Origin of the sequence: Bradyrhizobium sp. JR4.1 (assembly GCF_040548605.1) — a bacterium.
In the GTDB taxonomy this organism is placed as follows: domain Bacteria; phylum Pseudomonadota; class Alphaproteobacteria; order Rhizobiales; family Xanthobacteraceae; genus Bradyrhizobium; species Bradyrhizobium canariense.
Map to the genome: position 1 here is coordinate 15,884 of NZ_JBEPRY010000041.1, position 26,397 is coordinate 42,280.

The 26,397-nt window shown below is 61.9% G+C and carries 24 protein-coding genes and 2 pseudogenes; 5 read left to right on the top strand and 21 right to left on the bottom strand.

All coding sequences use genetic code 11. From position 1 onward, the window contains the following. Window positions 1–86: 86 nt before the first annotated feature. Window positions 87–749, bottom strand: a complete 663-nt coding sequence (locus ABIB90_RS38995; RefSeq protein WP_354202693.1) for a hypothetical protein — start codon at window positions 747–749, stop codon at window positions 87–89. Window positions 750–1,594: 845 nt separating this feature from the next. Between ABIB90_RS38995 and ABIB90_RS39000 the strand changes: the two genes are divergently transcribed. Beyond that, the gene (locus ABIB90_RS39000) at window positions 1,595–1,810 is read left to right on the top strand and encodes a hypothetical protein (RefSeq protein WP_279668490.1); all 216 of its coding nucleotides are present in this window, start codon (window positions 1,595–1,597) and stop codon (window positions 1,808–1,810) included. Between the two features lie 408 nt (window positions 1,811–2,218). Here the strand turns inward: ABIB90_RS39000 and ABIB90_RS39005 are convergent, their stop codons facing one another. The 8 genes from ABIB90_RS39005 to ABIB90_RS39040 all read right to left on the bottom strand — a co-directional run bounded on the left by ABIB90_RS39005 (window position 2,219) and on the right by ABIB90_RS39040 (window position 11,435). Next, entirely contained in the window at window positions 2,219–2,704 is a 486-nt protein-coding gene (locus tag ABIB90_RS39005) for an SDR family oxidoreductase (protein ID WP_354202694.1), read from the bottom strand. Between the two features lie 237 nt (window positions 2,705–2,941). After that, complete coding sequence (locus ABIB90_RS39010) at window positions 2,942–3,277, bottom strand: hypothetical protein (RefSeq protein WP_354202695.1); 336 nt, start codon at window positions 3,275–3,277, stop codon at window positions 2,942–2,944. A 592-nt stretch (window positions 3,278–3,869) separates the two neighbouring features. After that, window positions 3,870–4,289 (bottom strand): CopG family transcriptional regulator, encoded by a 420-nt coding sequence (locus ABIB90_RS39015; protein ID WP_027515717.1) that lies wholly within the window; start codon window positions 4,287–4,289, stop codon window positions 3,870–3,872. Window positions 4,290–4,303: 14 nt separating this feature from the next. After that, window positions 4,304–6,283 (bottom strand): conjugal transfer protein TraG, encoded by a 1,980-nt coding sequence (locus ABIB90_RS39020; protein ID WP_354202696.1) that lies wholly within the window; start codon window positions 6,281–6,283, stop codon window positions 4,304–4,306. A 1,311-nt stretch (window positions 6,284–7,594) separates the two neighbouring features. After that, entirely contained in the window at window positions 7,595–9,322 is a 1,728-nt protein-coding gene (locus ABIB90_RS39025; RefSeq protein ID WP_354202697.1) for a relaxase/mobilization nuclease domain-containing protein, read from the bottom strand. 241 nt (window positions 9,323–9,563) lie between these two features. After that, the gene (locus ABIB90_RS39030) at window positions 9,564–10,460 is read right to left on the bottom strand and encodes a lytic transglycosylase domain-containing protein (protein WP_354202698.1); all 897 of its coding nucleotides are present in this window, start codon (window positions 10,458–10,460) and stop codon (window positions 9,564–9,566) included. 4 nt (window positions 10,461–10,464) lie between these two features. Beyond that, the gene (locus ABIB90_RS39035) at window positions 10,465–10,971 is read right to left on the bottom strand and encodes a S26 family signal peptidase (RefSeq protein WP_354101630.1); all 507 of its coding nucleotides are present in this window, start codon (window positions 10,969–10,971) and stop codon (window positions 10,465–10,467) included. Continuing rightward, the gene (locus tag ABIB90_RS39040; protein WP_354202699.1) at window positions 10,971–11,435 is read right to left on the bottom strand and encodes a DUF2840 domain-containing protein; all 465 of its coding nucleotides are present in this window, start codon (window positions 11,433–11,435) and stop codon (window positions 10,971–10,973) included. Before ABIB90_RS39040 ends, ABIB90_RS39035 begins: the two co-directional genes overlap by 1 nt. Before the next feature lie 359 nt (window positions 11,436–11,794). Here ABIB90_RS39040 and ABIB90_RS39045 point away from each other — a divergent pair, with 359 nt between their 5' ends. The 3 genes from ABIB90_RS39045 to ABIB90_RS39055 are packed head-to-tail and all read left to right on the top strand — an operon-like array spanning window position 11,795 to window position 12,796. Beyond that, window positions 11,795–11,929, top strand: coding sequence for a hypothetical protein (locus ABIB90_RS39045; protein ID WP_279668990.1), 135 nt, complete (start codon window positions 11,795–11,797; stop codon window positions 11,927–11,929). Between the two features lie 21 nt (window positions 11,930–11,950). Next, entirely contained in the window at window positions 11,951–12,097 is a 147-nt protein-coding gene (locus ABIB90_RS39050; protein ID WP_354202700.1) for a hypothetical protein, read from the top strand. A gap of 24 nt (window positions 12,098–12,121) precedes the next feature. Next, complete coding sequence (locus ABIB90_RS39055; RefSeq protein ID WP_354202701.1) at window positions 12,122–12,796, top strand: transposase; 675 nt, start codon at window positions 12,122–12,124, stop codon at window positions 12,794–12,796. A 587-nt stretch (window positions 12,797–13,383) separates the two neighbouring features. Here the strand turns inward: ABIB90_RS39055 and ABIB90_RS39060 are convergent. The 5 genes and pseudogenes from ABIB90_RS39060 to ABIB90_RS39080 form a co-directional block, all read right to left on the bottom strand. Next, the gene (locus ABIB90_RS39060; RefSeq protein ID WP_354202702.1) at window positions 13,384–14,286 is read right to left on the bottom strand and encodes a replication initiator protein A; all 903 of its coding nucleotides are present in this window, start codon (window positions 14,284–14,286) and stop codon (window positions 13,384–13,386) included. Window positions 14,287–14,289: 3 nt separating this feature from the next. Beyond that, window positions 14,290–14,568 (bottom strand): helix-turn-helix transcriptional regulator, encoded by a 279-nt coding sequence (locus ABIB90_RS39065; RefSeq protein ID WP_354202703.1) that lies wholly within the window; start codon window positions 14,566–14,568, stop codon window positions 14,290–14,292. A 124-nt stretch (window positions 14,569–14,692) separates the two neighbouring features. Continuing rightward, entirely contained in the window at window positions 14,693–15,223 is a 531-nt protein-coding gene (locus tag ABIB90_RS39070; protein WP_354202704.1) for a DUF2285 domain-containing protein, read from the bottom strand. A gap of 49 nt (window positions 15,224–15,272) precedes the next feature. Next, entirely contained in the window at window positions 15,273–15,395 is a 123-nt protein-coding gene (locus tag ABIB90_RS39075) for a transcriptional regulator domain-containing protein (RefSeq protein WP_354202705.1), read from the bottom strand. A 210-nt stretch (window positions 15,396–15,605) separates the two neighbouring features. Next, window positions 15,606–15,880, bottom strand: a pseudogene (locus ABIB90_RS39080) (DNA -binding domain-containing protein). Window positions 15,881–15,987: 107 nt separating this feature from the next. On the opposite strand from ABIB90_RS39080, the gene ABIB90_RS39085 reads away from it, so the two are divergent. Next, window positions 15,988–16,269, top strand: coding sequence for a helix-turn-helix domain-containing protein (locus ABIB90_RS39085; RefSeq protein ID WP_279668995.1), 282 nt, complete (start codon window positions 15,988–15,990; stop codon window positions 16,267–16,269). 160 nt (window positions 16,270–16,429) lie between these two features. Here the strand turns inward: ABIB90_RS39085 and ABIB90_RS39090 are convergent, their stop codons facing one another. The 7 genes and pseudogenes from ABIB90_RS39090 to ABIB90_RS39120 form a co-directional block, all read right to left on the bottom strand. After that, complete coding sequence (locus ABIB90_RS39090; RefSeq protein WP_279668996.1) at window positions 16,430–16,750, bottom strand: DUF736 domain-containing protein; 321 nt, start codon at window positions 16,748–16,750, stop codon at window positions 16,430–16,432. Window positions 16,751–17,304: 554 nt separating this feature from the next. Next, entirely contained in the window at window positions 17,305–17,787 is a 483-nt protein-coding gene (locus ABIB90_RS39095) for a hypothetical protein (RefSeq protein WP_354101612.1), read from the bottom strand. 134 nt (window positions 17,788–17,921) lie between these two features. After that, window positions 17,922–18,845, bottom strand: coding sequence for a DUF2493 domain-containing protein (locus ABIB90_RS39100; protein WP_354202706.1), 924 nt, complete (start codon window positions 18,843–18,845; stop codon window positions 17,922–17,924). A gap of 327 nt (window positions 18,846–19,172) precedes the next feature. Continuing rightward, the gene (locus ABIB90_RS39105) at window positions 19,173–20,234 is read right to left on the bottom strand and encodes a DUF7146 domain-containing protein (protein ID WP_354101610.1); all 1,062 of its coding nucleotides are present in this window, start codon (window positions 20,232–20,234) and stop codon (window positions 19,173–19,175) included. Then, window positions 20,234–24,565, bottom strand: a complete 4,332-nt coding sequence (locus tag ABIB90_RS39110; RefSeq protein WP_354202707.1) for a strawberry notch-like NTP hydrolase domain-containing protein — start codon at window positions 24,563–24,565, stop codon at window positions 20,234–20,236. Before ABIB90_RS39110 ends, ABIB90_RS39105 begins: the two co-directional genes overlap by 1 nt. Before the next feature lie 183 nt (window positions 24,566–24,748). Next, window positions 24,749–25,738, bottom strand: a pseudogene (locus ABIB90_RS39115) (DNA-binding protein); the annotation flags it as partial. A gap of 231 nt (window positions 25,739–25,969) precedes the next feature. Continuing rightward, the coding region (locus tag ABIB90_RS39120) for a zincin-like metallopeptidase domain-containing protein (protein ID WP_354202708.1) at window positions 25,970–26,397 on the bottom strand (428 nt) is incomplete at its 5' end.

Consider the following 26,397-nt stretch of genomic DNA (forward strand, 5'->3'; position numbering starts at 1 on the left):
AGCTCCAAGGCCGGATGACCAGCTTTTCGCGTGATATCCGCCCGGCGGCATCGCTGCGCGTGCATCTCCGAGCGCGGCTTTTGGCGCTAGCAGAAGGCGTTTGGCAACTGTCGAAAGTTGATCTTGCTGCCGCCCTCCTCGGCGACAGCACACGCTTCCGATTTTTCACCTACGGCGGCCACACAGTGGCGTTCTTCTTCAACTGGCGCCCGTGCAGCGGCGCGTGACGCCCCGCCGCCCGTTTCAGACCCGGATCGCCTGGAATTTCCAACGCGATCAATTGTCTCCTGCAGCAAGGGCCGGCCAAGCCGTACCCGACGATCGACCTGCTCGGCAAAGGCCTTAAAGCGCTCAAGCCCGAGTACGCACGCCTCGTCCTGCTTTGATGGCGGCATCGGCGGCGTCAGCGTGAGATGGTATCGCGCATGGAGGGCCACTATTTCCGCGATCTTCGCGATGTCCGTACGTAGACCGAGCACCTGCTCATTCGTTCGATCGATGGCCTCGTAAACAAGACCCTCTATAGGCGGCGCCGGATCTAGGAAGCGATCAAGAGCCGCCTCTACGACGACGCTCTTGCCCATCCCCGGGCGGTCAGTCGCGGCTTCAAGTCGCTGGAAGATGCTCTCCGAAACTTGAATCGTTATCTTTCTGGTGCGCTGAGCTTCGCTTGGGCTCGGCTGCGCGTCCACCTCAGCTTCATTCCGACTTGAGCTCGGTTCTTGCCGGCGCTCACCGCTAATCTGCATACTCCGGCTTCCTTCTCTCTGCGACTGCACACCGCCCGCGCTTGCACGCGCGTGCTCTGGATGTTCGGTCGAAACGAATATCCCTGCGATGACGCACGACAAAAGGGCCGAGACCGCATGCCGCTTCAACCGCGGGAACATCCTGGTCGCAGTCTGGTGTACCGAAAGAAAGAAACGGCGGACTCCGAAAGACCAGACGTCTCGTAGCCTCTTGTCCCTCTAGACAGTGAGGTCGCCCACAGACAAGCGATTTCGCGGACGGTACCTGCACCCTTGCTTGAGATCGAAAAAGCTACCGATCGGACAAAGAAGGAACGACCGCGGAAAATGCGCCGGCATCATCCCTTTCCACCCAATGCGCCTCAATACCAAGCGCACCAGCTCATGCGCGCGCGACGGAATACACCCGCCTTGTCGATTTCCGGTATGCACAACCGTTCGCGCGCCGCGCGCCGAGCCCCCTCAGGATCATCAAAATGTATCCGCTGACTCCAGTGCGACCACTCACTTGTCGGGAGGCGTCAGGGGGACTGTCGGCCCCATTCGCGGACGGCTGGATCGCGCAGCGGGTCCCCCTCGGCGTGGCTGCAGACGTAGCGCTCCTCGTTCCCATCTTCACAAGGCAGGAGATTCGTCGGTCCCCCGCACTCCGGGCACCTTCCGGATCCGATGCAGGACTGCGATTTGAATTGCCCACTGCCGACGGCGAGCTTCGTTGCGCCAGATCGGCTGCTACAGGCTCGTCGCAGAATATTCCGCGACGCGCCCACCCTGCTCGCCCGCCTTGACGTCGGAGCCGTCGATGTACTTAAGTGCGACCTTGGTAGCGTTGAGTGGGGCACATCATGGATGTCGAGTTCTACAGGGGCTTAGCACAGCGGGCCCGCGATCTGGCCGATAAGGCCGACCCGTTCACGCGAAAGCGGCTTCTGGTGCTGGCCGAGGGATACGATGCCAACGTCGGCAAGCCTTCGCCGGCCAGCCGCAACCTTCAACGCACGCTGCCGCTTCCCCGCGCCGTGCCAGCCGTGAGCTCCGTCTCCGATGCTGGCGAGGCTTGACGAAGAGCGCCGGCAGCGAGGTCGGCTGCGACGTCTGCAGCGGCAGCAAGCATCGACCCTCGCATGTGGCTCCAAGGCGCCGGATTTTTCCGGGGATGACGATACACGACTTACATCGGGAAAGGATGCGCACCCAAACCGGAGTGAGCATGCCGGATGTCACCGGTCGACCGCCTCACCGCACTTCGGAAGCACTGCGGTCGCCGAGCAGCTTGCCGATGGAGGCATTCGCCAAATGGACCAACGAGCATGCCGGACAAACGACCGGCAGATGAGTGTCGGGACCGATCTGCTCCACTCCTATCAGCAGGTGCTGCCGTTCATGCCGGTACGCGGCACGTGAAAAGGTACTGATTGCTCCATCCGGCCAGCATAGGCGTGGATACTGCGCCCTGAGACTGCGGTTGTTTACTGAGGGCGCGCCCGCACCTGCCGGAGTAACGTGCGGCGACAGTAGTGAATCTTGATGGCGTCTCGTGTGGCTGGTTCGAGCACACCGGCAGGGCTTGTTGGACTCAGGGCTATGAGCTGCGTCCGCCATTGACAGCCACGTCGATGCCGGTGATGTAGGATGCGTCGTCGGAAGCGAGAACAGTCACCCGCCGCGATCTTCCGCGGCTTTCCGAAACGTTTCGCGGATATCTGCTCCAGCAGGGCCTTTCCGTGTTCTTGCACGCTGACTTCGGCAATGCTGAGCCTCCTAAACAGTGGGCCTTCGGTGACGCCCGAGCTCTCGGCGTTTACCCGGACGCTTCGGCGGATCGGCTCGACGCCAAGCCTTCGGGTGAAGTTGCGCCGTACACCCTTCGTTGCCGACACGGTGGATGTGGCCGCGATTTCGGGCGCGGGATCGGACAAAGAAGCCGTGAAAACGATCGCGCTGCCGTTGCGCATCAGACGCAATGCCTTTTGAACGTTGACTAGGATCTGCGGAAATTGACGTTCAAGACGTCAAAGCTCTGCTGCGTTGCTTCCGCGAGCGAGCCGAGTTTCGCGATTTCCGCATTGGCATCGAAATGGGCTATGATAGTTTCGCGCATTCCCTTCGAAGCGGGATAGCCGGCGCGAAAAGCGGCAATAGCTAAACTTCCCTGTCCCGCATAGCTGCGCAACGCCCTGCAGGAGTATGGCTCATGACGTGTTTTCCGCATCGTTTGGCTTATGCATTGAGGGATAAGAGTTTCTGCCCGCCGTGTGGGTAGTCGCGTCGGCTACTGCCGTAGTCGAATGATGCGCCGTCATGCAGTACGTGGTGAAGTGGCCGCTCTTGCTGGCGATCTTGCCATTCTTGCGAGTGACGTTGCCCTTCTCAACTTGGCAATCAGCTGCATCTTGCACCGCTTGGCGATCAGCGGCATCGGGACAAGCTTCCATCCCGTGGCCTTGCGCACTCTGCTTGGGCAGGCCGTCTGGCCGCGAGGCGAAAGAGCTGATCAGATTGATCTTGGTGCGAGGATGCTTGGCCATCGTCCCACCCGGGGGAATTGGGCCTCATTGAGCGGCTCCAAACTGATGTGCTTCTCTTGGGCCCAGTTGTCCCTTTCATCGAAACAGGGTGATTTAGTTCGCGTGCCTTTTGAATCCGGAAACTTATTGCAGGCGGTCTCAGGCACCGCCTGATTGCTATCCGACGTAAACGGATCCGTCGCACCGATTCGCTGAGCTTTGGGGCAGTGTATGTTTTCGCATTTTTCGATATGGTGTTCGCGAAGTCAGGCCGGACAATGTGGATTGCTAACACAGAGGACCTGCCGTGCAATCCGCAAAGACTGGTAGCGGCAACCATTGAGAAGACCTTGCGAAGACTGGAAAGGCTTGCGCTTGCTCAAGCAAGCGGCCTCACTCGGTTGAGCGGCAGCTCGAATCGAGGCCGAGTCTTTTCTTAACTCGCTTCAGATTCAGCATTCATGTCATGCTGCCCGCTCAGAAATCTACCCCGGCCCTGATCTAACGCGCTCGCTCTGTTCGATTCGGTCCTATCGTTGTTGTGGCGGAAATGTACTCGGCGCAAGCACCCTCGTAAATTCCCTTCTGCATCGTCCGCCCGCCGGCCATCGAATCACTCTGGAGTTCCGGCGTTCAAATCGAAGCTCACCTCTTTCAGAACGGTTGATCCGCTAGAAAGCCTTCGGCCAAGTGCTTCAATGAACCGATCGTAGCGTTCGGCGCCTTTGGCTCGGGCGGCTGGACTAGACTGTTCTGGTAACGCTGGCACCGACGTCAACCAGAAGCGGATGAACAGGGCGAGCGTCTCCAGCATGATGGTGTCATTGCGTTCGAGACGTTCGAGCAGCCGCGCGATCCGATCCAGCCGCTTGGCAACAACCGCCTCGCGTCGGTCGGAATCGTCGGGCGAGAGAAATGACGCGATCGCGGCCTCTGCGACCAGCGACTTTGGTTGGCCGCGACGCTCTGCGAAGACATCAAGCGTTCTGAATGTCTGCGGATCAAGGTAGATGCTGAGCTGAATCTTTTTCACCAATTTCGGCTCGCTCACAGATCCATGCCATCGTCAGAATCGAGGCTGGTCGCGCGCGCTACTCCCTGCATTGCGCGGCTTAGGGCTTGTGCCTGGACCGTATCTGCGTCCGGCTCATCGGGACCAGTATCGAACTCATGTTCCGCGAGCGGCGCCTTGATTTCGATCTCCTCGTGCTGCGGCAATTCTGGCTCGCGCCGCAGCCCCCCGTTCGGATCGCTACGCTTTCGCTGCCGAGGCGCAACCAATTCGATCGAGGGTGCAGCGGTCGGGTGCCCTGACCAGTCCTCATCCTGGCGCGTAGACAAGAGAATCGTCCCTGTGTTAGCGGGCTTAAAGATTCGCTTCTGAAATTGCGGGTCCTCATAGTAGCGAACCTTAGTGGCCCGCAGGGGATGGAGGCCCGACACCATCACAATCGCCTCCTTCGATGAGAGCTGCATGACTTCGCCGGGCGTCAGGAGCGGACGGGACGTCTCTTGACGGCTCACCATCAAGTGTCCAAGCCAGGGGCTTAAGCGGTGCCCGGCATAGTTTTTCATGGCGCGCAGTTCGGTCGCGGTCCCCAGCGCGTCCGAGACGCGCTTAGCGGTGCGCTCGTCATTCGTGGAGAAGGCGATCCGGATGTGGCAATTGTCGAGGATCGCGTGGTTCGGCCCATAGGCGCGTTCTAATTGATTCAAGCTCTGAGTGATCAGGAAACTCCGAATGCCATAGCCCGCCATGAAGGCAAGCTGGCTCTCGAAGAAGTCGAGCCGGCCAAGGGCTGCAAACTCGTCGAGCATCAGGAGGAGCTTTTGGCGGTGATGATCGGGATCAAGGCTCTCGGTCAGGCGCCGTCCGATCTGATTGAGGATGAGCCGCATCAGCGGTTTTGTGCGGACGATGTCGGATGGCGGTACGACGAGATAGAGCGAAACGGGCTGCGGTCGGTCGACGAGATCGCGAATCCGCCAGTCGCTCCGCGCAGTGACCTTGGCGACGACCGGATCGCGATAAAGGCCCAGGAAACTCATTGTGGTCGACAGCACGCCCGACCGCTCGTTCTCGCTCTTGTTGAGCAACTCTCGCGCAGCTGAAGCGACGACGGGATGAACGCGATCGCCAAGATGAGGGGTCGCAAGCATGGCATTCAGCGTGGTCTCGATCGGGCGGCACGGGTCCGACAGGAATCTGGCAACGCCGGCAAGTGTCTTGTCAGCCTCAGCGTAGAGGACATGCAGGATAGCGCCGACGAGCAGAGAATGGCTGGTTTTTTCCCAATGATTGCGGCGCTCGAGCGCTCCTTCGGGATCGACCAGGATATCCGCCACGTTTTGGGCGTCTCGGACTTCGCAATCACCACGCCGAATCTCAAGAAGGGGATTGTAAGCCGCGCTTGCCGCGTTTGTCGGGTCGAACAAGAGTACATCTCCAAGGCGTGCGCGCCATCCCGAGGTCAACTGGAAATTCTCGCCCTTGATATCGTGGACGATCACCGAGCGCGGCCAAGTCAAAAGAGTTGGAACAACCAGGCCGACCCCCTTGCCCGAACGGGTAGGCGCAAAGCAGAGCACGTGCTCAGGCCCATCATGGCGAAGATATCGACCATCAAAACGCCCGAGCACGAGGCCATCGCCGCCTAGCAGCCCCGCCCGTTTGACCTCGCGCGTATCGGCCCAACGCGCTGATCCGTAAGTCGTGACATCGCGAGCCTCATGCGCGCGCAAGACCGAAAGCACCATTGCTGCGGCGACTGCCGCGATCCCACCACTTCCGGCGATGGCGCCACCCTGGAGGAATAGCGTGGGGGCGTAAGCGTCGAATTCGAACCACCAGATGAAGAAGGCAAACGGCTGGTATATGGGCCAGTTCCCCAACCTGAACCAGGCCGGTCCAAGCTGCGGCTGGAACGCAAGCTGATAGGCGGTCCATTCGGTCGCTGCCCACACGAAGGTGAACGCGATTAGGCAAACCAGGATCACCTGGTGCCAGATGATTTTTGTCGCAGACATGGCTTGCGGATATCGACACCACTGACCTGTTGGCTACAATCAGGGGCTTACGCTTCTCGTAGTCGCGCGCGCCCTAGCGAAGGGATCGGCGGATCAGATCGGGCAGCGGCGTTTGGGCCGAAAAGGTTCGCTCGGCCTAGAACAGGCTTCCTCAAGGAACTGTCCCTACCAGCTTCGCGTGATCGCGCTCAGATGATGACAGAATCAACTCGTACCGTGGTGCCGCTCGAGGCGAACCGGCCGGCTTCGCGAAGCGACGCTCCGGGTTATAGATTCCTGCGAAGGCTAACTCGCGTCTTCCCCTAAGCTCTCCGTCAAGCGCGCGCGATCCAGAGAGCATGCGGAGTGCCACAACTCCTTGTTGATGAGGCGGAGGTTGGCGGATTAAATCGGCAGGAGGCGGGGTTCCCGGAGGGTTGGAGTATAAGGCTCATGCGGGAGCGTCCCGGCAGAGCTTATTCCCGCGGGACGACACTGCCGGGCCGACGGTCATCGAGATACTCCCACAGATCCGTATCGAGCGAGTCCCTCCTCCAGGCGGTCGCCTATTGGGCCCTATTGTTTTGGCCCGCTAGATGCTAGGAAGTTGCACATCAGCTGTTGCGGTCTCTCTGGAGATTGGGACAGGCGAATAGCGTTTGCCACATCATTATTGCGCGAATCGGTTGCAGTTTGCCTATCCACTCAAGCTGGCTTGCCGGCCCGGAGTTGTCCGATTGCTCGCCGCGGATAACCTCGCGCGAATGCCCCACAGTCGAGCAGATTAAAATCGTTATTCGCCCACTCGATGACACCCGCACAACTGGGTCCAACAAACTAGACTCTGGTCGACGGAAAGGCGGTGAGCGAAGCGGCTGAGTCTTCTGCACAGCATCTGACCATCGGCATGCGGGACCAGCGCGCACGGAAGTACCGTCACCGCGATCACGCCACGGCCAGACACCTTCCGATCACTTCAAGATCAAAGGTCCCATGCCGTTTCCGCAACACGGGATGGCCATGTAGATTCGAAGGGTCCGGCTAGCCGATTTGGCCGATGAGAGGCTGACGAGTCTTAGCAAGCTTGCGATGAACGGCGCATTTTTCCACACAGCTGCGTCCAGTCGATGATCGAGCGCCACCAAGGTCGAGGGAACCCGGAGGCGATAAAGAGATAGGTCCAGAACGGTAGATCCTCCATCTGCGATTCGCTGCTCACTGTCGCTCCCACTGCCATTTTTCCGTATTGACCAGTCCACACGGTGGCAACCAAGTTTCGCCCGCCCTGCAATCGGGCGCAGTGCAGCGCCAGTGCAGCGCCAGGACCTCAGGTCAGAGCGATAGGCCACGCTTGCGCCCGAAGTCCCAGTTGACGCTGCCTGGACCGGCGATGCCGCTGACCTGTTTGCCCAATTCCCGCTCGAGCGAAGGCGACCAGGGCACAAGCTGAAAGCCGAGGCCGTTGTCGATCATCGCGAAGCGCCCCGAGGCCAAGGACAGGCGCCGACGATATATCCCCGAAATCTGCTCGCCTGCATCAGATGGCAAGTGCGGAAGGCCCGTTTCCTCCGTGAGGCGACGTGTGACGACGTCGAGTTCGCGATCCCGGAGGGTGTCGACCAGATTGCGGCTTAGCCGAACCTTGTTGCCGTCGCGCTGGGCGAGCCCTTGGTCGGCCAACACATCGATGCGCTGTTCGAGTGCCGCACGAACGTCGGCGCCAAACGCATTGCGGGAGAGTTCGGCAGGATCTCGCGCGACGAGCTGCCGGTCTAGCCACGTGGCTCCGTCCGCCGCGACCTGCTGGTCCAGAACGAGTTCCGAGCGGACCGCGAGCGCAATCCGTGTCCGACCACGGGCGTCCGCAAACCGGCGCAGTTCCACAATCCCGCCGATCGGCCCATCACCGGCCGCCTCGAGGTCAGGAAGCTTCACGTGATGCACGCGCCCGTCAATCCCATCGACAATGGCAAAGGCGGTGCCCTTGAGCTCGTCATCAAGCCCGCGCGCGATGAGTCGGCCGACGATCGGTTCGCCATGACTTTCGCCCTCGAGTTCCCAGGATGCGAGGGCACGGCTGGCGCCGTCCCGCGTGAGGCTTTTGTGCAGCCGCTTGATGATGTCACCGCGCTCGCCAAGCGCGCGCAACCTCGCCTCCGCATCGGCGGCCAGGACCCAGACCGCGGACCCCGCAGGTTCCGCAAAGCCGAGCCGCTCGAGCGTCCTCATCCGCCCGATCCGAATTTCCCGGAATGGATCGCGCCCGGCATCCCGCTCTAACCTCAAATCGATGAGGCCGTCCGCCGTCCCCGCTTCCCGGGCAAGCGCCCGGTCGAGCCTGGTCCAGCGTTCGGCTGTCATGTCCGCCTCAAGGCTCTGGCGGATCTCGAGCTCCGAGCGAGGGCCAAGTTCGCGCGTGACAAGGTCGCTGGCGCGGGCGCGTAGGCCCATAGCGATATAATCACGACTGATGACGAGGTCGGCACCGTCATCCGTACGGCCCCGCACGAGGATGTGAATGTGCGGATGCTCGGTATTCCAATGGTCGACCGCGACCCAGTCAAGCCGTGTGCCAAGGTCGCGTGAGGCCTGGTCCATCAGCTCCCGAGTGAAGCTACGCAGGCTGGCAAGTTCACCAGCATCATCAGGCGAGACGATGAACCTAAAATGATGGCGGTCACCCTCGCAACGCGTGACGAAGGCGCGACTGTCCGCATCGTCCCCCGCAGCGTCGAATAGTTTGCCCGGAGCGCCGTCGCGCGTGACCCCATCGCGCCGCAGGTAACCGATATGGGCGCGCAACGCGCCCGGCGAACGCGTCCGCCGCACCACCCGCGCCTTGACCATTGCGCCCCGGGCGCGGGCGTTGAGAAGCCGCGCCGCAGCGATGCTCGCGGCGCGGCCGCGTCCAAATTTACGGCCACGACCATGCTTGCCGCGCGAGAGGCCGCCGGCCTTCTGAGCGGCTGTGAGTGCCTGCGCCAAAAAGGGCTTTGTCCGGGGCGCGCGCGTGGAACGGATACGGCCGGGACGGATCCGAAGATCATCGTCACGCGTCATTCCGGCTGCCGCAAGGTACCGAATGCCGTGTAAGAACAGCGCCTTGGGGAAAGATGAACCTTGCTCTGAGTCCCCGTAATGTTTACTCGATCATTGAAATCGATACACTTTCTCGCACAACCGACCGGCCGCACCTTGCGGCTTTTATCCTGCCCTCCCCGGTCGCTCACTCCCGGCTCTCTGCCGACCACTCTCAACGTTGCGACTAGCTTCGACATCATGCGAGGAAATGCGATTGCGATCATCGGGACCGCACCTCGTCTGATCGCCGCACAAACAGCCCCGTCGCACGAGGTACGAGTGCAGTCGTACCCGCCTTAGGCGCTGCTTTCGACGAATTCATTGTGCGAACGCCAGATGCCGAGTTGCCGTCAGCGGATAAGCTCTCGGACCGCTCAACAAGGACTGGCGCTTGCTGCCACGCGGCGAAGCGTCTGGCAGCCGAACCACCGCTGTTGCGCTGCTCAATACCGATCACTGGTGCGAGTCTAGCGATATAGATTTGTGTTTCATCCGGAAGCGGTCGACCGGTGGCCAGGTGCTCCTCGTACCGTTTTGGTCCCGCATTGTAGGCTGCCAGAAACCCTTCCGATCCGAAACGATCGAGCATCTCGCGAAGGTACGCTGCCCCAGCTATAATGTTGTCGTGAGGATCAAACGGATCGATACCGAGATCGTAACGAACGCTAAGGTCGACCCAGGTCGCGGGCATGATTTGCATCAGCCCGATCGCTCCCTGTGGTGATCTGGAGTGCGCATTGCCGCCGCTTTCGGCCTGCATGACAGCACGGATCCAACGCTCCGGGATCGCGAACCGATGCGAGGCCTCGGTCACGAACGCGGCGTATGCAACGCGTGGCAGCAGGTTTGGGGAGCGCGCAGCTTGTGCGCGCGATTCAGCCTCTGCTCTGCCGGCCGATGGCGCTGCGAACGTCAGCAGAATTCCCAAAAAGCAAGCGGCGGCTCGAGATAGCAATGTGCGGACAGCCGTCAAGGACAAGGTTCTTCCCGGCCGGCACTGAGCCGGCGCGAGACGGCCGCGACGCGCGCCGATTGCCGACAATTCGGCCGGGATGGAGGAATGACGGTGCGATCGGACGACTAGAGAAACCGCAAGCCGTTGGAGCAATGCCGCCATTTTGTCAGTCCTCCCTGGTCCACACCGGTACCGCTTGCCCTATGACGGCCGATCTCGGGAGTGGTCCGAAATATCTGCCGTCAAAGGACTCGGCCGACTGCCAGTTCATGAGAAAGACCTCGTCTTCGGCGAGGACCCGGCAACCCTGCCAGGCCGGCAATGGCCTGCCACGGCGGTCGCGCTCGCGGCCCTGGCCCATTTCGATGCTGTCGACGACGATTGTGAGTCCCGTTCTGCAGACGGTTTGCCCGGGCAACGCCAGCACGCGCTTGAGCATCGGAAGACCGCTCGGCAAATAGCCGTTGAAGTCGAGGAAGCTCGCAAGCGGCTCTGGTGCCCGAACGGCCACGAGCTCAGTGATGTGCAAGCGAGCGGTCTCTTGCAAACGGTAGAGGCCGATCGGCACACTTTCAGAAGCGTTCCAGATGTACGATAGCGAGGTGTCGTTGACCGGCCAAAGCGCGAGCGTTGTGGCCCCACACATCGCAAGAATGATCCTTAGCCGTCCCATCAGAATACTATCCTGCAGCGGCGGAGCCACGCCTGGTGGCGCGCACGCGTATAAGGTCGTGGCGTTTCGTTGACGGAAAGACGGTTGTGGGCGTGATGCCAATAGTCAGGGGCTGCATCGGCAGGATCGATGCCAACTGACTCCACGGCGTCGATCAACTGGAGAACGCGCTCGACCTTTGGCCACCCAGACAATCGCAGCAGGCTTTCGCCGCCGGGGCTGACCCAAGGCACAGTTGAGTATCGCTGCCCTGGCGCGACTGCGCGCAAAATGTCGATCCGAGACAGGATGGTTCCGAAGTCGTTGGACGTCCAGCGCACGAGCGCGAAGATGCTACCGGGCACAAACGAGAGAATGCGCCGGTGATGGTCAACGATCCTCTCTGATGCAGGTTTGCCAAATCGGATTCGATTTTCGATGCGCTTCTCGAGCCAAAAAAGCTCAACAGTTGTGACGTCGCTCACCTGACTGCTCCATATTGTTGAGAGGAATTTTTGACGTGCCAACGATGCGCTTCGCTGGCGCATCGCACGAAGAGCCTTGGCGTCGGCAGAACTGCTGTAATGACGCTTCGATGGAATCGTGGTCGCCGAACGCTTGCAGCAATCCTGCTGCAAAGGACCATATCGGCGAGGCTCCAATTTCGTTGGAAGAGGCGAAAGCGTTGCAGGTTGCCGAGACTTGTGTCCCCTCGCCGGCCGGATTGTGGAGATGATGCTTCGCGACAGTCGGGGAACGGAACGGCCGGCGCGTTCCGGCGGAGAATGGTAGAGACGAACGACGGCATTTTATGCGGGGATCGAGGTGTCGCTGCAGACGATGAATGTTTTACGTGGTGGACGGCGACGGCAACCTCGTCCAGGAAGCGACACTCGAGACCGATCCCGACGCGACCGGGCTGAGTCTCGCGGAGTGGAGAGTCCGGCGGAAGCATCTCGAGCTGGACGGGTTCCCCTAGTCTGCGTGGCTGTTCACGGCTTTGAGCGAAAAAGGCCTGCCCGTGACCTGCATCGAGACTGGGCGCGCCAAGCCGGCGCCAAACGCGATGCTGAACAAGACCGACCGCAATGACGCCAAGGGCATTGCGCAGATGGTGCGGACCGGTTGTTCCCGTGCGGTCGAATAGGAAAGCGCGCAAACGCAGCGGGCGTTGCAGGTCGGGCGCAAGGCGACGCTCGGCGAGGTGCCGGACATGGAGAATATGATCCACGGCCTGTTGCGCCCGTTCGGCCTCAAGGCCGGCGAGATCTCGGTCGGCCGTTTTGACGCAGCGGTGCGCGGTCTCTTGGCCGCGAAGAAGGAATTGGAATCGATTGTCGCGCCGCTGCTGGACGCCCGCAACGCCATGCGGCTGCAGCTCACAAAACTGCACCGCCTGGCGCTGGCGGCGGCGCGCAGCGACAGCGCGGTGCGACGGATGATGACCGTGCCCGGTGTCGGCGCGCTGGTGGCGTTGACATTCCGCGCCACGGTCGATGATCCGGCGCAATTCAGGAAGTCGACCAATGTCGGCGCCCATTTCGGCTTGACGCCGCGGCGCGATCAATCCGGCCAGACCGATCGGATCGGCAGCATCTCCAAATGCGGCGACGAGCTGACGCGGGCGATGCTGTACGAGGCGGCGATCGCGATCCTGACGCGCATTCCGAAGCACTTCAAGCTGCGGCTCTGGGGCCTGCGGCTGGCCAGGAAGAAGGGCCTGAAGCGCGCGGCGACCGCGGTGGCGCGCGCGCTTGCCGTGCTGCTGCACAAGATCTGGATCGATGGCACCACGTTCCGGTTTGGCGCCGGCGGCAAGCGCGGCCGGGTCGCTGCGGCAGCTTGAGGGCCGCCGCGATCCGACCGCTTCCACGCGCGCCTTCTCGTTCCGCCACGGCGGAGCGGCGTCTCTCGAGGGGACGGGGATTTGGGTGAGATCGCAACTTTTGTTGTCGGCGGCCTCATGCTGAGCTGTGAGGCCATCATGCACGACGCGGGTTAGCCTGACCGCCCATTCTCCAGGTTCCGGCATGTGGTGGCGGTCGTGCCAACCATGAACGTTAGCGAGTTCTCCTCGACGAGCGAGCTGCCGCAAAGAAAAGCGACGAGCGTGATGCGATGATGCCGATACTGGTGATCGCGTATTTTTGCGCGCGATCGCGCTTGCATGCGCATATTGGAGAACAGATTCGCATTGCAGGAAGGTTTTGCGCGTGACAGAGTAGGCGCATGAGGCATCCTTGTTGCACGCGCGACCGACTTGTTCACAACGCACCGATTTACAACAACAAGTTAGTGTCAGTACGTTAGTAAAGTTAAGAGAGCTGGAAAGATTGGCGTCGCAGTGCTTTAGGTGTGATTTCGGTCCTCGATAACACGTGGATGCCGTCCCCGAAGGCACGAGGCTTCCAGTCCCTGATAGCACGAGCGAATTCACAGCTTATCCCCAGCAGGAAGGACGAGGCCACGCTTGCGCAGTCGCTTGCTCAACGGGCCGATTGGGACTGCTGCGAAATTCAATCGCTCTTCGCCATTCGGATCATGCGTGATGATGAGCCGATAGCTCGGCAATGTCTGACGACGGACGATCTGACGCAGGTCGTAGGCAAAGTGTTTAAGCGGCGACAGGCTCCCGGACTTCGCATGCAAGTGCACGAGATCAAAGCTCCAACCGCCATTCTGACGGCCGCCGTGCTTGCGGACGAGGCGATAGAGCCAGCGCTCCAATCCACCGGTCAGATCGAAATAGGCGCGGTCAATCGTCAGCACGAGCGCTTCATCGAGAACGCCCGTGTAGAACCAATCGGGCAGGATCAGCTCGATTCCACGGGGATGCCCGTGCAGATCGGCTGTCTCTTTCCATTCGTTGATCCAGGAGAAGCGATGCCGCCGGCGTTCGCTCGGCTGCCGCATCGATGTCATCACAGTCGTCGATTGCAGCCGGTCGAGCGCAGCCTTCAGGCGGTCATAGTCGCGCACGCTGGTGCCGCGCCCGACGAAGGTCAGGATCTCGTAAAGGGTCGTGGCCATCAGCCGGGACGTTTTCAGGCCGGCATTACGGTCTTCGACAATCTGCGAGGCAGCCCAGATCAGAACGTCCGCGTCCCAGATCGTCGCCATGCCATGTTCCGGCGCGGCTTCAACACGAATGGTGATGGTGCCTGCGCGGAAATCGATGGGAACATTGCGCTTCGATTTTGCCAGCGAAAAGAACGGATACGCCATCAGGTCTTGCGCGTCCCGTGGCGCCAGATCGCCCGGGAGCGCACGAAACAGATCGAGTTGATCGCGCTCTGATCGCCGCCTCCGGCTTGCAGTGGAGTTGCTGTCCGGCATGGGTCAGCGCCGCTCCTTGCCCGCATACGGAACGGGTGTGTGCCGTTTCGCGGGCAGGACCGTGCCTGTGCCGGGATCGCTGGTGGACGTTTTGGCGCCGCGATCAACCCACGCCTTCAGGTCCTCAAGCGCATACACAACGCGACCGCCGAGCTTGCGGTAGATCGGGCCTGTCCCATAGGTGCGGTGCTTTTCCAGGGTTCGGCCGGAGAGTCCGAGAAAGCGCGCCGCTTCGGGCGTGCGCAGGTATCGCGGCGGCAGGCCGGCGTTCGGATCGGGCATTTGCAAGGCTCCGTGGTCGTCTCGAGCGCGGCCGGGTCGGGCCGCGCGTCGACGGTCACGATGGCGCAGTAGGAGTGCTTTGGGGGATGCCGAAGATCGAACGATGATTTTCGGCACCCCTGCTCTACTCCTTGCGAGATGAGGGACGTAGCAATGCGCGATAGCCGCCGTGCATTAGAGCCAAGCCAGCCTGCACCAGGCGGATGGTCCGGCTGCGCAATTCGTGGGTTTTCCAAGCGCGCTCAGGGATGCGTTTTCGGCCGAACAGCACCTCCGCGATGACGCGATATGACGCACCATCCACGCGCCCATCAAGCGCTCGCAGCACCAACACGAGTCGTTCGCGCCGCTGCGCCGAAAGCTGATGAAGCGGAGGTCCTGGCGGGCGGCCGTTGATTGCGCGCCACAGCCGATGTGAGGCGTGGGTGCGGATCTCAAAGTCCGCATCGAGCGGCAGTTCAGCCGCATAACAGACACCAAACTGCGGCGCCTCTTTTAGCCAGAGATGATGTTGTGCCCCTTGAATGCGCAATACGGCATGCCAGCCGTCGGATGCCTGTCTGATGGCGCCCGATGAAAGGTCGGCAAGCGGCAGCCCTGCGCCGACCGCTTTTGAGCCGGACGCGCTCTGAACGACCGGCACCACCGTCGGCAACGCCTCAGGTGCCCAGAAGATTGTCTGTTGGTAAAAGGACCCCTGCGGGTCATGTGCGAAAGCAGACGCCCCATCTCCTCCGGAATTCGGAAGTCATCTGCGATCGATTTTCGCGATAGAAAGTTCGATAGTTGGGGCTGCGCCGCAGTGATTCCCAAGCGAAATCCGCCATCTCGCCCGAGTTGATACGCCTCCGGTGAGCGCCAGTCGAACTCAGACATTGCTATGATTCCCTGCCGTAGATCGATTGCGGCGCAATGTCTATGAAGCTTAGGATTGTTGGGGAAGTCACCAATTGTGCATCGCCTGATGCACGCAGGGATCACGCGTCAGCGGAGAAATCTGTTCTCAAGGCGGAACTCATTATGACAGATTTTCCTGTTTAGCGGCGCCTGCCGCGAAGCAAGTCACGGTAGCCACGGTCTGCCATCCATTTTGCGCCCGCCAGATGACTATCAAACGCATTGCGGGCGCGAGCCGGCTCGCGATCCGGGTCGATATGCGACGCGATCCGGGTCACCTCTTTCCATTCAGCGCCATCGGCTTCGGCGTCAAGAAGTCGCCAATACGTCACCAGATGCTGCTCGTCATAGGTCGTCAGCACCGGCTGATCCGGCGCGACATCCGCGACATCGGATCTAACGGTGGCTTCGTCATGTAGGCCTACGCGCGCACTTCGCTGATCTGCATTGTAGGCGAAACTTAGCGGAATCGTTCGGTTATAGCCAGTGGTTTGATGGTCTGCCTAATGGCTGTTTGGGCGCATGAAAGCTCGTGCGCTCGTGGCATGGAATGTGCGCCGGATCCGCGTGGATCGCGGCATTCCGCAAGAGCAACTGGCCTACGACGCCGGGATTGACCGCTCATACATGAGCGGCCTTGAGCGGCAATCTGAGAATCCGACAATTGATCTTCTCGACCGGCTCGCCGAGACGCTGGGTGTTCATTTATCTGAATTTTTTATTCAGCCCGCCATGGGAGCGGCGATACCCAAGACCTTGCCTAAAGGCCGCAGGTCAGCGCGTCTACGTTCCAATAAACAATAGCATTGGGCGAGTTCAGCCCATGCGGACAAGCGCCACGGAAGGGCGCGTCTTAAACAAGTGAAAATCAACTCGACCAAGCCGATGCAGCTGCAACCTTGGTCAATCGGCTTTTCTAAGAGTGAACCCCGCCCGAGGCTGTCGGGCGGGGCGATGATGAGCCTCAATCTCCGTTCTTGCGCGGCCGCGACCAGAGGAGGGTGTACCCTTCGCCACCTTCATCGTCGAACAGGTTCGCGTAGATCGGTGCGTTGAAGGAGGGGTCGTCGAGCTTGAGCGAGAGGTAGTCGCGGCCCTCCTCGGAGCGCTTCGACCAGGCGGCCCCGATCTCGGCCCGGCCCACATAGATGCGGTGGCTCGGCGCGTTGTCGTTGGAGCGGTTGGTCTCTGCGACGATTCGGACGCCCTTGGCTTGCAGGCTCAGCGTGACGATCTCGCCCTGGAAATCGTTGCCGATCTTCTTGAAAGAACCGATGTTAGCCATGTCATTTCTCCTGTTGTGTTTCGAGCCCGCGACCACCGCGGCCTCGATGGCGATCTAGGGCCGAAGACGATCGACGACGCACCCGCTCGCGGGCCGAAGCGCAGCGGAGGACGTCGTTGTGGCGACTTTCTTGTCCCGCGAGGAATGGGCGTAAGCCCAGGGGAAGAAAGTCGCAGCAACGGCGTTGCGGCTCAGACGATCGAGGCGCAGCCGATCTTCGGCCAGATCAAGCCATCAAAGAGGCCACGTGCGTCCGCGTGCTGAACCGCAATCCTAAGGAGAAGACTTGGCGAATATCGGTTGAGCTGCACAAGAGGTTGGTACGGTTCGGCGTAGAAGGAGAAACAATCTGCCGCAAAGGGCGGTATCGTCCCGGAACGAACGGTCGAACGCAGGGCGCCGCTCCACCGCAGCTATGTGGGCCAAGCAGAGATGGTAACGCTCGCTTAAGCGCTCCGAGGAGAAGCGCTGTTACTTTTGGCTCAAGCTCGATGACCCCTCGTTCAACGTGGCGCCCTCTGCGGCTCTGCTCGACCGATGATGGCGACGAAGCGTCACCGCTCGTGCGTGGCGGCTGTGAGAACCGGTCGAGCCATGTCCTCCACCACCCCAACCGGCTTCAACGGGCGGAGCTCCGCAAACACGGTCAAGCGCGTCCACGCTGTGCCGCCGATGCAAACCGCACCTCCGCAGGCGAAGGCCTCACGCCAAGCCAGCGAAGGCACCCCGATTTGCGACAGCGCAAACACCACATGATAGCCAACGATTGCCGCAGGGACGGCGAATGCGGCTCCGATCACGATGCGGAAGATCAAGGACCGACTAGCGGCAACGGCGACTTGACCCGCGGCAAGCGTCAGGGTGCCAGAAGCAATTCCGATAAGCAGTGCGCCGAAGACGCCCGCGCCATGACGAAATGCCAGTATCCCGACACTGAGTGCGACGAAAAACGGCAAAGCGTACATCGCGAGCGCAAAGATCGCCCAGCAAAACAAACCGATACCGAGTGTGTTGAGAGCAAGCCCAATAGCGAGCATGGTGGTGGCTCCATGTGCATGGATTTATCAATCGCGCCTTCCACCACCACCACAGCGCAGTTTTGGATGTAAAAACGAAACGAGGCGGAGTTGCGGCGTGCAACTCCACCTTGGCGTCTTCGAGGCGACGGCGCTCATGCGCCGCCGAACTTGCAGACCGGAATGCCGAGCCGTTTCGCCTTGTCGGCGAGATTGTCCTGAATTCCCGTGCCCGGGAAATGCATGACGCCGATCGGCAGAAGCTCGAGCAGTGCATCGTTGCGCTTGAAGGGCGCTGCCCTGGCATGCTTCGCCCAATCGGGCTTGAAGGCGATCTGAGGCACCTTGCGATTGGCCGCCCATTTCGAGGCGATCAGTTCGGCGCCTTTCGGCGACCCGCCATGGAGCAGGACCATGTCGGGATGCTTGACATGAACCTTGTCGAGACGATCCCAGATCAGCTGATGGTCGTTGAAGTCGAGCCCACCAGTGAGTGCGATTTTCGGTCCTGGGGGGAACAAGACCTCAGTCTCTGAACGACGCTTGGCGGCGATGAAGTCGCGGGAGTCGATCATTGCTGCGGTCAGGGTTCCGTGATTGACCAATGATCCCGACCGAGGACGCCAGGCCGAGCCGGTGTGGATCTCAAATTGCTCGATGGCCTGGTCCCGGAAGAGCTCCAGGCAATTGCGGCGCTCGATTAGCGTAATGCCTTCGGCCGTCAGGCGCTCGAGTTCGACCGATCGCACTTCAGAGCCGTTCTGCTCGCGCTGACTCTTGTGCTGCGCTTGCTCGTTATCGTCGAGCTGGCGTTCGATGCGATCGACGGCGCGATGAAACAGGTTGACGGTCGACCAGAGCAGATCGTCAAGGTCCGGCTCGAGCCGCGTATCGTTCAGGGTTGCAACCAAGGCGTCGAAGATATCGACCACGGCGCCGAGGATCATCTTGCCCTCCGGGAGCGGTCTTGGATCGGGCTGGTCGTCCAAAGGGCGATAGCCGAAGAGCTGTAATTCGGTTAGGGCATGGCTAGTCGGAGAAGAGGCATGCGCCGGTTCGATGTCGTCATGGTCGGTCATGAGAAGAGGTCCTTTGCCGGTCGGCCGCGACCATCGCGGCCTCGTGGGCGATCCTCTGACGGCGGGCGGAACGGGCCAGCACCCGAAAGGGCCGTAGCGACAGCGAAGGATGGCGGAGCCCGGCTATTTTGCTTCGCGATGCAAAGCGCGCGGCCAACTAAATGATGCTCTTCACATCGCTCGCGCGCGGCGGAAAATAGCCGGACGCAGCCATTGCCGGCCCGGGCCGCTTGCCGTCCGATCGCCCTCTAGAAGGCCGGGGTCGCGTCCTCTTCCGGGATTGGCCTCGCCTATGACCGACCTCGCGTATCTATCGAAGACCAGGAGCTATTCCGCGGCCACCGTTGACGAATGCAGGAAGCGAACCACATCCTCTGGCACGAGTTGAAACCGCAAGGCTGCTTGGAGGGCATCGGGACCGAAGACATGCAGATCTTCGTTGAAGTCGCCCAGCCGGGGTGACAGCGCGATCGCTTCAATGCCGGCGTCTGCTGCGCGCTGGCTGAGAATAGCCTGCACCGCATCGCCGGCGGCGTCGGCGTCCTGGGCGATGTAGAGCCGGCGCAGGCTCGAGGGCAGCAACATTGCCGAAAGGTGATTGGCCGATAGGGCCGCCGCCATCGGCATAGTCGGCAGCACGTACCGCAGCGAAAGCATCGTCTCAATACCCTCGCCGGCAGCGAGCACGTCGTCCACCACGCCGAACCGAACGGCGCTGCCGAGCAGGTCACCCATCGCCCGTCGGGGCGTGTCGATCGGAGCTTTGCCCAGCCGAACACGATCAAAGCCATCCGGATCGAGCCAGGTCCTGTGCACGCCGGTGATCCGACCATCGAGATCCGTGACGCGGGCGACCATCGCCGGCCAAGTCTCGGTCGGCAAATGGTCGTCCGGCCGATAGTAGCAACGTGGGTGGAAGCGCAGGCTGCCACCGTGATGGATGCGGGTTATTCCACGGCGCTGCAAGTACGTTTCAACCACCGTCCCGTCGATCGAACTCGATATCGCAAAGAGCCGACCGGCGGCTTGCTGCGATCCGACCGGCGCTATGGAACGAACAGGTATCAGAGTGGGTTGCTGCTCAGAACGAGAAAGCTTAAGAAAGCGCCTCGCCTCCTCGGCGGCCTCACGAAAGTCGCGCAGGGCCAGACTTTCGCGGATGATGTCGAGGAGATCACCATGTTCGCCGGTTGCGGCATCGGTCCACTTGCCCGCCGGCCCCTTCGGCGAGTCCTGTAGCCGCACAAATAGTGAGCGGCCCGCGGTGTTGTGGACGTCGCCGACCACCCAGTACCGCCCCGCCCGCTTGCCATTGGAGAGATAGTGTCGGCACACCGCCTCGGCCTCGCGCGCGAGGCGGCGTGCTAGCTCGGAAGCATCGCGGAACATCACGCGGCCTCCCGCTCACTGATACGCGCGACCGGATAGCTGTCGAGCACTTTCGCCAGAATCTCGACGCCGCTTGCGTCCGTCGGCACGAACATGCGCAGCTTCCAGGAGATGATCTCCCCAAAGAGGCCGTAGGCTCGCAAGCGATCACGCATCGTGTCGTTGAAGCCCGACAGCTCGATACGGTGTGCGCCCATCACCCGGACTCGGCGAAGCTGGAGCCCCTCCGCAAGCTCAAGAACGGTTCGCCCCTCGACGAGCGCGGCAAAGGCAACGTCCGGCGTCAACACCGGTGCGTCCGCCGCAAGGACGTTCGCGACCCAGGTCGCCGAAACCTTGCGACCAATGATCCGCTCGCCCGCGTCGGTCTGCAGCCGATAGACGCGGGTCGACTCATTCGGCAGCCGCTTCCAAATGGGCAGCAGCAAGCCGGTCACAACGTGCATTGTGCTTTCCGTGAACTCTGGGATCTCGGCTAGCTCCGCCAGCCAGCTTACGGCGAAGCGTTCGCGGTCAGCTTCGACCCAGTGGCTTTCCGCCATCATTCTTAAGGAGACGCTGTGCTGCTCCATGGGGCGGATCAGGCGAACACGCCGCTCGATCTCGCCGTCATCAAGCATGAAGCTCGGAGCTGGGACCTGCACGGCGGTTCGTGCCGAGCGCTCATTGAACAGCAGCACGGCGCCAGGATCGGAAAGACGACCAAGAGCATCATCCAGGCTCACAGGATGATTGCGCTGGCGCTGGGTGATCGTGAGAAGCCGGGTTTCGGCAACAGTGCCGGGGTGAACGTAAATCGTGCGCCGGTCAGTGACGACAAAGCTCTCGGCGCGGAGCGTTTCCAGCCCGACGTCATAGGTGCCCGATGCGACCGCGCCGTCGATCCGAGCACTCAAGAGCTGCTCGAAGACGGTGAACAGGATATTCTGAAGCTCGATCGTGAGCGCCAGCAACCTGTTCAGGAATGTCGTGATCGGCGGCAGGTCATCCCTAAGCCCGTTGGCATCTGTGAGCTTCAGGCCGGTCGCATCCTCGAACCTCTCGAGCGAGCAGCCGTCGACCTTGCCGCGCGCGAGTAGCGTATAGAGCTGACGCAACGCATCACGCCCGTACTGGCTTTCCAGATTGTCCCCGGGGCGGAACAAGCCCTGCCCCCCGGTCTGGCGCTGACCGCGCGTAATGGCTCCCAATGTGTCGAGCCGGCGGGCAATGGTGCTGAGGAAGCGCTTTTCGGCCTTCACGTCAGTCGCGATGGGACGAAACAGCGGCGGCTGCGCCTGGTTGGTCCGGTTGGTGCGGCCGAGCCCCTGGATCGCGGCATCCGCCTTCCAGCCGGGCTCGAGCAAATAGTGGACCCGCAGGCGGCGATTCCGCGCCCACAGCTCAGCGTGGTAGCTCCTCCCCGTGCCGCCCGCGTCGGAGAACACGAGGATCCGCTTGACGTCATCCATAAAGGCCGAGGTCTCGGCGAGGTTGGCCGAAGCGGCCCGGTTTTCGACCACCAGCCGGTCGTCCTTGCGAACGATGCGGCGCGAGCGGCCGGTCACCTCGGCGACCATGTCGGTGCCGAAACGCTGGACGACCTGGTCCAGCGCCCCAGGCACCGGCGGCAGCGAGGCGAGCTTCTCGATGAGGCGGTCGCGGCGAGCGACGGCGTCCCGGCTCTCGACTGGTTGGCCGCCGCGATAGACAGGCCGGGAGCAGAGATTGCCTTCCTGGTCGGTGAACGGCTCGTAAAGCTGTACCGGAAAGGAATGGGTGAGATAGTCGAGCACATACTCGCGTGGGGTGATATCGACCCGGACGTCGCCCCACTCCTCGGTCGGAATCTCGGCGAGCCGGCGCTCCATCAGGGCTTCGCCCGTCGAGACGATCTGGATGACGGCGGCATGGCCGGCGCCGAGATCACGCTCGATCGAGCGGATCAGCGACGGCGTTTTCATTGAGGTCAGGAGCTGGCCAAAAAAGCGCTGCTTGGCACTCTCGAAGGCAGATCGCGCCGCCGATTTAGCCTGGCCGCTCAGCGTGCCGGTCTCGCCCGTTATGTTGGCAGCCCGCATCGCCGCATCGAGATTGTTATGGATGACGCTGAATGCGCCGGCGTAGGCGTCGTAGATGCGAACCTGCTCCGGCGTGAGCTGGTGCTCGACGAGCTCGTACGCGACGCCCTCGTAAGAGAGCGAGCGGGCGGCGTAGAGACCGAGCGCCTTGAGGTCGCGCGCGAGCACCTCCATGGCCGCGACGCCGCCCTCATCGATCGCCTCGACGAACTCGGCCCGGGTAGCGAATGGGAAATCGACGCCACCCCACAATCTCAGCCGCTGGGCGTAGGCGAGATTGTGGACCGTGGTGGCACCGGTCGCCGAGACGTAGACGACGCGGGCATCCGGCAAGGCGTGCTGGAGCCTCAGCCCCGCGCGCCCCTGCTGAGAGGCCGCCCCCGGACGATTGCAAGCAATCGCCTTGAGGTCGCCGCGCTCGCCCTTCTGGCCTGCCGCGTTCTGCATCGCGTGGCTCTCGTCGAAGACGATCACTCCGTCGAAGTCGGAGCCCAACCAATCGACGATCTGCCGCACGCGAGAAAGTTTCTCGCCACGCTCATCGGTGCGCAGCGTAGCGTAGGTGGTGAAAAGGACGCCTTCCGAAAGCCGGATCGGTGTGCCCTGCCGGAAACGTGACAGCGGCGTCACGAGCAGCCGCTCCATGCCGAGCGCCGACCAGTCGCGCTGCGCATGTTCGATCAACTTGTCGGACTTGCTGATCCAGACCGCACGGCGGCGGCCCTTGAGCCAATTGTCGAGCAGGATGCCCGCGACCTGCCGACCCTTGCCCGCGCCGGTGCCGTCGCCCAAGAACGAGCCGCGGCGAAACCGCACGGCATTTTCTGCATCGTCGCGAGCGGCCGCCACAAGATCAAAGGTCGCATCCACCCTCCAGGAGCCCGCAAGAAACTCGGAATGCGCCTCGCCGGCATAAATGACGCTCTCAAGCTGGGCGTCGGACAGGATGCCGTCCGCCACGATTTTGGCCGGCAGATGCGGCCGGTAAGAGGGCCTCGGGGGCGCGATCGAGGCCATGGCGGCGGACTGCACGAGTTTGGTCGGATGCGCATGCGCGCCTGGAATACGGATCGCCTGCAGCGCGTATTCCTCATAAAGCGCGTCGGTCAGTCGAGCGCCTTCCGGAGGTGTCCACTCGAGCGTCTCATACGTCAGTTCGGCGCTTTCCGGCGCTGCACCGCTCGAAGTAGACGATCGACGTGGCGCAGAAGCGCCGACGGATCGTGGTATCGCAGGGCGCCTGACGACGTCGACCATGCCCGGCGCGACAACAGGCAGCCTCGGGGGCACATGCTGGATCACCCAGTCGAGCAACGTGGCAACATCGCTCGCCATGCCCTGCGAGGCCGGAAAGACTTTCGGATCTACGGCAGGCAGCTTATCGATCACGAGCAGTCGTGTGTCAGTTTGCGTTCCGTGTCTCGCATAGACCGCGCCATCGATGGCGGCAGAAAAAACCACCCTGCCGCGCTGCTGGAGGCGAACAAAGCTATCTCGCCATGCCGGATTGTCCGGCGCAAAACTCGCGCCGGTGATGGCGACGAGACGCCCGCCGTCGCAAAGACGCGCCAAGGCAGAAGCGATGTGCCGGAGCGCCGCATTCGCCATCCGCCGATCGATGTTCGCCAATGCCGAAAACGGCGGGTTCATCAGGACGACGCTCGGCACGACACCCGTATCGAGATGATCGTCGATCTGGGCAGCGTCGAACCGGGTGACCTTCACGAGCAAGGCCGCGCGGGTCTCGGCCAGCTCGTTCAATATCAAAGTGCCTTCAACGAGCTGGGCAAAGATGGCGAGCAAGCCGGTCCCCGCGGATGGCTCCAAAACCCTGTCGGACGGCGTGATGCCGGCTGCGGTGCACGCGGCAAGCCCAAGCGGGATCGGCGTTGAGAATTGTTGAAGGGCCTGGCTGTCCTCGGAGCGCCGCGTGTGGGTCGGCAGGAGAGCGGCGATTTTCGCGAGTATCGGCAGCATCGCCGCCGTCGAGCCAGCCTTGGTCCGGATGGCCGGGCCAAACTTGCGCAGGAACAGAACGGTCGCCGCCTCGCAGACATCATAGGCGGTCTTCCAGTTCCAGTCGCCAGTGGCGTCGGAAGTGCCGAAGGCAGCTTCCATGGCGCCGCGCAGGACAGCGGCATCGACGCGACGGCCGCGCTCGAGATCAATCGCGAGCTGTCGCGCGGCCCTGGCGGCGGCGGAGGTGATAGTTGCAGCGGCACGCATCGAGAGCGGCGCGGCGGCAGCGCCGCCGGCGAGAGATTCGGTCATGACAGGGTTCTTTCGGAGAGCGGGAATGGGTCGAACCATCAGGCGCTCTCCTTTGACCCCGACGGCTCAAACCCTTCCCGGCCCGGCTCTCCCTCTCAAGCGTCGCCCATAAGAATGGGGACCGGCGCGACACACCGGTCCCCAAGCAACTGTGTGACGGCGGAAGCCATCCCGTTCTAGATGTCACTCAGCTGCGTCGAGCTCTTGCGGATCATCCTCGCCGGCGTTGTCCCGATCCTCGTCCTCGCCGAGGAATGCCCTGACGCCGCATCGGGATCGACGAGACGCAGTGGTTCCGGCGACCAGCCCGAGCCGTCGAGAAGACGCTCGGCCTCCTTGGCCATGTCGGCCTTTCTTGAGGTGGTCGATCAATTGCGCGGAAGACTCGCCTCTGGCTTCCCGCACTGCCTCCAGAATGCGAGGCTTAGTGACCCGCCCGAGATAGTTGTTGACGGAGGGCTTCCACCCCGCTTGAACCATGTCGAGGCCGACGGCACGTGCCAGCACATCGGCTTGGTCGAGCCGGGTGCGGACGCCGTGGGCGGAGACGCGGCCCTGATTGTAGCGGTTGGCCGGCTCGTAGAGAGCGTTGACCGCAAACGACGCACAGTGAGCGAACAGCGATGCCTGTGCACCACCATCGAGAGCCGTCAGCGCGTCCCAAAGATCGTTCTCGCCCTTCGGCAACCGTGCTCTCCAGGACTCATGCCGCGCCTCGACGGCCTTCGCCGACGCGCTTTCCCTCAAGCCAGGCGCTTGAGCCGGAAAGGTCGGCGTGCGGAGCCCGATCTCGAGGCAGCTCCCGCACGATGCGAACCGGTAAAAGGCCGTCAGCACGAAGTTGTGCAGCACCGCCTGGAACGCAATCGCAGGATTTTCTGCCAGCGCATCCCGCAATGCCAGCGTGCGATGCGCCGTCAGCTCGGTGATCAGCCGATCCGGCAGAGGTTTTGTCGCGTCCTCATCATCTTCTTCCGCGTCAGTCGCGCCGCTAGCCGCGGCGATGACCGTGCGTTGGACGGAAGGACCAGCCGCCTTCCCCTCGACCGATTGTGTGTCGGCGGACTGTCCGACTTCAGGATCGTCTGCCGAGACATCATCCTCCGGCTGGACGTAACCTCGATCGACCGAGAGGCGCCCTTCGGAATCGATGCTGACGAAAATGCCCGCTTTCACATGTCGAACGTTGGATTGGCTCAGCACTAGCTTGTTGAACGGAATGTCACGCGAGGGGGAGAGCGTGATCTTCTGAACAGCCTTCGTCATGTCGATTCTCCACGACGGGCAGCCGGGAGACTCTCTCTCTCTCTCTCTCTCTCTCTCTCTCTCTCTCTCTCTCGGCCTCAAACCCGTCGCGAAAAACCGCCGCTCTCACTCTCTTGTTCGGGGCAACAGGGGAGAAACTCACGCCACCTCCTGCTCCGCTCTCTCGGTCGTCGTGTCGGCAGTGACTTCCGGCAGGAATCCAAGGATATAGTCCGCGACCTTGCTGGCCTGGGACGCGGCCCGGATAATCGCACGATTGTCCTCGCGCAAGACTTCAAGCCATGAGCCGATATAATCGGCATGCCGCACCGTCGGCACGATGCCGAGCGAGGCGCAACTGAAGGCAGACGAGATTTCCGCAACCAGCTCCTCAAAGGCATACTTCCTGGAACCGTAGCTGCCTGACAGGTCACGGTTGAGACGCGATGGATGGCCAGTGGCATGCGCCTTATGCCGATATCGGCATAACGTGCATAATGCCGCGATCCAGATTATGCCGCATCTGCTCGGCTGGGCCCGGTTGGCGGCATGATCCCGCCAATCCCATTCGGCATAATCTTCGTCGC